This is a genomic window from Methylocaldum sp. (assembly GCF_039794385.1).
Classification (GTDB): Bacteria; Pseudomonadota; Gammaproteobacteria; order Methylococcales; family Methylococcaceae; genus Methylocaldum.
In genome coordinates this window covers 1-6027 of the sequence record NZ_JBDIVO010000279.1, presented here as the reverse complement: position 1 = coordinate 6027, position 6027 = coordinate 1, and the positions used below count along the sequence as shown (strand labels likewise).

5 protein-coding genes are annotated in these 6027 nt (G+C 59.9%); 1 reads left to right on the top strand and 4 read right to left on the bottom strand.

What is annotated here, in order from left to right; all coding sequences use genetic code 11:
* Nucleotides 1-160: 160 nt before the first annotated feature.
* The gene (locus ABJK70_RS18590) at nt 161-472 is read right to left on the bottom strand and encodes a Rieske 2Fe-2S domain-containing protein (RefSeq protein WP_077729963.1); all 312 of its coding nucleotides are present in this window, start codon (nt 470-472) and stop codon (nt 161-163) included.
* Between the two features lie 521 nt (nt 473-993).
* Here ABJK70_RS18590 and ABJK70_RS18585 point away from each other — a divergent pair.
* Nucleotides 994-2145 carry a Glu/Leu/Phe/Val dehydrogenase gene (locus ABJK70_RS18585; RefSeq protein WP_347258735.1) on the top strand — a complete coding sequence of 384 codons (1152 nt, stop codon included), beginning with the start codon at nt 994-996 and terminating at the stop codon, nt 2143-2145.
* Nucleotides 2146-2579: 434 nt separating this feature from the next.
* On the opposite strand, the gene ABJK70_RS18580 is transcribed toward ABJK70_RS18585, so the two are convergent.
* The 3 genes from ABJK70_RS18580 to ABJK70_RS18570 form a co-directional block, all read right to left on the bottom strand.
* A complete protein-coding gene (locus ABJK70_RS18580; protein ID WP_156880524.1) occupies nt 2580-4226 on the bottom strand; it encodes a thiamine pyrophosphate-binding protein in 1647 nt (548 codons plus the stop codon).
* Between the two features lie 67 nt (nt 4227-4293).
* A complete protein-coding gene (locus ABJK70_RS18575) occupies nt 4294-5658 on the bottom strand; it encodes an APC family permease (RefSeq protein WP_347258734.1) in 1365 nt (454 codons plus the stop codon).
* Between the two features lie 177 nt (nt 5659-5835).
* A partial coding sequence (locus ABJK70_RS18570; RefSeq protein WP_347258733.1) for a hypothetical protein occupies nt 5836-6027 on the bottom strand: 192 nt, incomplete at its 5' end.

Here is a 6027-nt window from a genome sequence, read left to right as displayed (position 1 = left end):
CGCACCAGGTTGCCCAGAAATCCAGAACGACGATGGGATGGGTTTCGATCACCTGCTGAAAGGTGTCGTCGGTGACTTCGATAATGGCCATGACTCAAATATCAGGGTTGTTGGGGTGGAGAAAGAGGTCGGCGCAGGTTCGCTGCACCGATGGCGAAAGCTAGCCGGTGATGTCCACCTGCACCATGCCGTTCTGCAGGCGCATGGGATATTCCTTCATCTGCCATCCGGCAGGTTGCAGAGACTTGCCGCAGCGACCGTCGAACACCCATCCATGCGCGATGCAATAAAGAATTCTGCCGTTGAAATCGCCCTGGCCCAGGGAAACGCCTTCATGCGGACAACGCGCTTCATAGGCTTTCGGCTCTCCGCCGTCCGGCCACATGATGACGATCTCTTTGTCGCCCACCTTGCAGGGCACCAACTCCCCTTCGCCGATCAGGCTTTGTTTGCAAACGTCTTCATAGGCCATAAAGGGTCTCCGGATGATTCAAACCAGGCCGGGGTCGATGGAAATGCGCCATTTTCGGTTCAGACAGGACCATGCCTGCAACGACACCGTAGGAGCGGCCTCTTTGCACGGTATCCAGATTTTTTGTGGCACGTATGTATTGGAAGCGATAAACATGCCATCGGTTTGCAACGGCAATTTCTCAATGATTTCAGGACGATCGTCCCTCGATGCAATGTCCGGAACTGGACAAACCCGACAAACCTGATCGCTGTTTTCCGAAATCGGCAGAGCCTTACGACTATCTTCTTGAATGATGCGGCGCCTTACTCCCGCCTGGCACGCATGCAGGGTGACGAAAAAAGAGGCCGGCAGGACGGTCGGGAGTTTGGCCGAACGATAGGCCTCTCATTCAGAAAGCAGAACAGTGATAAAGTTGGTCGTAGTGCGTAGGCAGGGCTTCGCTCGGAGAATTTCCTGAACTTGGCCTGTCCGCGCGGCCTCCTTGACTGGGCATCAAACCGGCACATCGGTGAATCGAGATGAACGCGAGCGATGTTTTTGGGTTTGCGGACGCATTGGGTCCCGCCAGGATCATTCACGTTTATGAACCCTCCGCAGGGTTGAAAGGCATTCTGGTCGTAGACAATGTTGCGAGGGGTCCGGCCATCGGGGGATTGAGGATGGCGCCCGATGTCAGCGTGGCGGAATGCTTTCGTCTCGCCCGGGCGATGACGTTCAAAAACGCGGCCGCCGGTTTGCCTCATGGCGGCGCCAAGTCCGTCATTTTCGGCGATCCCAAAATGCCGGGACCGGATAAGGAAAGACTCATCCGCGCTTTCGCCTCGAGTTTGAGAAACGAAAGGGATTATATTTTCGCGCCCGACATGGGTACCGATGAAAACTGCATGGCCTGGGTGAAAGACGAAATAGGCCGTGCCGCGGGTTTTCCCAGCGATTTGGGCGGCATTCCGCTGGATGAAGTCGGCGCAACCGGCTGGGGGATTTATCAGGCCACGGAAATTGCGGCGCGCTACTGCAATATGAAGATCGACGGCGCCCGAGTCGTGATCCAGGGGTTTGGCGCCGTCGGCCGGCACTCGGCGCGCTTTCTGGCGCAAGCCGGGGCAGTCTTGGTCGGCGCATCCGATAGTCGGGGCGCCGTTTACAATCCTCGCGGCCTGGATGTCTCGGCTCTGATGGAACTGAAAAAGACGGGAAAGAGCGTTTCCGACGTTACGGGCGGGGAGAAACGGGACCGGGACGCCGTGATCGACATGGAATGCGATATCTGGATTCCCGCCGCACGGCCGGATGTGATCAACGCGGCGAACGCATCGCGTCTCAACACCAAACTGATTGTCGAGGGGGCCAACATCCCCGTCACCCCCGAAGCCGAAAAATTCCTGCACGAGCACGACGTGCTCTGCGTTCCGGATTTCATCGCCAATGCGGGCGGCGTGATATGCGCTGCCCTGGAATATCGCGGCGTCACTCAAGCGATGGTATTTTCGTCGATTGGGGAAAAAGTGCGAAGCAATACGGAGCAGGTCTTGGAGGCCGTCAGTACCAAAGCCATTCTTCCGCGGCACGCCGCTTTGGAGCTCGCCGAGCAACGGGTCAAAAAAGCCATATCTTACCGGCGCTGGTCTTTATTTTCCTCGGCGGATGATAATCCTAGAAGCGGCAGTTGACCGCTTCGATGCACCAGAAACGCCCGATGAATCCTGAACGCTCGGTCTGGTATCAGTCTCACCTGGTGGGTGAAACCGCTACGCACCCGATTGCACGACGGGCGGGCCGCCTGGCGGCGTTGCTCCTTCTAACAGGGGCCGACCCTGCCGCGTCGTCGCGCCTGGCCAGTCGACCCACCCGCCGCACACTCGAGTGCGTCCAACTGCCGTTTCTAGGATAATAGCCGTAGGATGTGGTGAACGAAGTGAACCGCATCGTTCGAGCGACCTCGGATCGGCGGGTTACGCTGCGCTAACCCGCCCTACAATAAATATTCATTTGAATACCGAATGGAATTACTTCACCCAAAGGCGCTTTCCGGCCGCCGCTCAGAACAGCAGCGATGGCCAGGAGCGGGTAGTCCAAGTTTGGTTCGTTTTTCGCTGACCCAGCTTCAGCCCTTGACCCTGGATTTCAAATGCTCCGCAAGGCGCCTCATGGCCGACGAACTGTCATCGGGCGCAAGGCGAACATTGATGATGCTTGGCGTGGCGCGGTCTGCGAGCGATTTGACGAGCGCCTCCTCAAACGCTTCCTCATCGGGCGCATCGTATCCGTTCAGCGGACCGAAAAGCTCGCCCAGCCGGTCGAAACGCCAACAGCCGATGTCGTTGAAAGGCCCGTCGAGGATGAACCGTTCGGTGCTGTAACCGCAATTGTTGAAAACCACCACGATGGGAGCCAGGCCGAAGCGTACGTGCGTCGAAAGCTCGGTGCCGGTCATTTGAAACGCGCCGTCTCCGACCAGGATGAGCGCACGATGATCCGGACGGGCGATTTGCGCGCCGAGCGCGGCGGGCACCGCAAAGCCCATCGTGGTATAGAAAGCGGAGGACAAGAACTCGCTCCGCTCGTAGACCTGTAGGTCGATCGCGGCAAACAGGCAATCGCCCACGTCGCAGACCACGATCATGTCGGAGGTAAGCGCCCGATTCAGCCGTTCGATCAAACGGGCGATCGTCATCGGCCGGTTCGGTTCGGGAAACCCGCTCGCTTCAGGCACGGCGGGCGCCGCCGGGAAGGTTTCGCTCCGAGCTTTCACCGAGCGCGCCAAGGACATGACGAAATCCGACAGGGTGACGCGGGGATAGCGGTGATAGCGGATCACGACTTCGTTTTGAGCCGCGCGCACGATGCGATGGGGATCGAGACGCGCGGTGTAGATGCCGGTATCGATGTCGTTCAAGGTGACGCCCAGCATCAGCAGCAAATCGGATTGTTCCACCATGTAACGCGCGTTCTCCGAACTCATCGCGCCTTCATAGACGCCGAGATAGGCCGGGTGCCGCTCGGCAATCACCGACTTGCCGGTCAAAGTGGCCGCCACCGGCAAGCGTGCCCGTTCGACCAGTTCGACCAGAGCGTCCTGAAGTCCGCGTCGATGCAGTTCGAGGCCCGCCAGAATCGTCGGCGATACCGACTTCGTCATGAGCTCCGCGGTCTCGGCGACCGCTTCCGATAAGGCGGCTCCATCGCTCGAAGGCTCTTCGAGCGGCTCTTCCGGCACCGAATAGCCTTCAGCCATGACCAGATCGCGCGGGAGCTCGATGTAAACCGGTTTGCACGACCGGCGGGCGGTCGCGATGGCGCGGTCGATTTGACGAAAGGCGATGACCGGGTCATCGAGCACGACCGTGGCGCAGGTGATGCGATCGAAAATCTCGCGCTGAAACGTGAAGGGGCCGAAGCGGTGATGAATCAGTGGATCTTCTCGCTGTTCGCGCACGCCCGGAGCACCGCTGATGACGACCACCGGCGAGGACTCCGCATGGGCACCGGCGACCGCGTTGACCGTATTCAGCGCTCCCACGCCGTAAGTCACCGCCAGCGCGCCTATGCCCTGGCAGCGAGCATAGCCGTCCGCGGCAAAGGCGGCGGTGTCCTCCCGCGTGGTGCCGATGTGCTGGATCGGGCTTTTGACCATCAAATCGTAGAAGCCGAGCACATAATCGCCGGGAACGCCGAAGATATGTTTGACACCGGCATCGTATAGACGCTTGAGGAGGTATTGTCCGATAGAATCCGATTTTGCAGTGCTCATGACGATTTCTCCGGTACTTTCAAATTTGACTGTTTTGGCCGCTTCCGATTGCGTATCCGTAAGTCCATCATCGTTTCCGGGCCAGCCTCGGCCGGCCGATCCACCACCGGTTGACTCCCCACAACACGATGCCGACGCCCAGCAGCGCGAGCGAGATCGCGTAGTCGCTGGCCGGCCGTCCGGATAGTACCGGTAGAGCCAGATAGCCGCAGAAAATCGCGCCAAGCACGGGCGTTCCAGGCGGCGCCCGGAAGTGCGCATGCTCGACTTTCTCCCGGCGCAGCACCAGACAGGCGATATTGACCCCGGTGAAAACGCACAGCAAGAGCAGGGCCGTGGTGCCGCCGAGCTTCCTCACGCCATCCTCGCCAGCCGTAACGACCAGCGCGACCGCAATCGCGGTGGTGAACAGGATCGACACCCATGGCGTGCGCCGGGTCGGATGCACGGCGCCGAACACCGGCGGCAGAATCCGTTCGTTCGCCATGCCGTACAGCAGCCGGCTGGCCATCATCATGTTGATCAGGGCCGAGTTGATCACCGCAATCAGGCCGATGCCGGCAAATACCTTCAGCGGAAACGCCGGCGCACCCACGGCGACCACCTTCAAAAGCGCATCGGATCTGGCGGCCGAAAGCGTCTCGGCCGGAATCAGCAGCGAAGCGGTAAGCGCCACCAGCTCATAAATCAGGGCCGCGGCAATCAGCCCCGATAGCAGCGACCGCGGGAAAATCCGCGCGGGGTCCCGGCACTCCTCCGCCATGTTTACCGCGTCCTCGAATCCGACCATGGCAAAGAAGGCCAAGGAAGTGGCCGCCGAAATCGAGAGCAGCAGGTTTCGGTCCTCGGTGTCGAATTCGAGGAGCCGGCTAGGCTCGCCTTGACCGCTCCCCGCCGCGTACACGCCTATGGCGATGACGATCACAAGGCCCGATATTTCGACGCCGGTCAGTACCATATTGATCTTCACCGACTCGGCCACCCCTCGAAAGTTGATCAGCCCGAGAACGAGGAGAAAACCGACCGCCACCGGCAGCACCGGCCAGGGAGCGAACGGCTGGAGGTAGGTAGCGGCGAATGCGCGAGCCGCCGCCCCGGCGGCCGTAATGCCCGAACTCATCACGGCGAAGGCGACCAGGAAGGTCAGGAACGGGATTTTAAACGCCCGCTGGGTGTACAAGGCCGCGCCGGCCGCGCGGGGATATTTGCCGACCAGCTCCAGGTAGCTGAACGCGGTGAGGAACGCGACTCCGAACGCTACGAGAAATGGCAGCCACAGCGCTCCCCCGATCTGGCCGGCCACGCTGCCGACGAGGGCGTAGATGCCGGTGCCGAGCACATCGCCGATCACGAAGAAGAACAGCAGCTTGGGACCTATCGCCCGCTTCAGCGCCGGCCGGCTCTCAACCGTGCGCTCGCCGGTCTCGCTCATCTCGTCGTCTCGCCATAGCGGACCCCGGCACAAAACAGCACCCGAGAATGTGTTTCGGCGATGCTCCGATCGTTCCCTTGCGGCACTGGGTGCTCCGAGGCAGTAATCCGCATTTCTCACGGATAGAGTGTGCATTAAGAACCGAAAACCGGGAAACTTGTTTTACCATGCTCGTTATCAGGTTATTGCTAAAATTCCATTTAACAAAGGCGCAGGTTGAAATGCAGTAAACTTATCCGCCACCTTAAAAACGCAGTCCTCGTGATCCCCTCGACGGTCCAATCGAAGCTCGTTGCCGCACTTCAGCACAAACGAATGATACTGGCTCGCGTGCTGACGCTCGTCGTGATGTTGAGCGTCGGCGGAGTC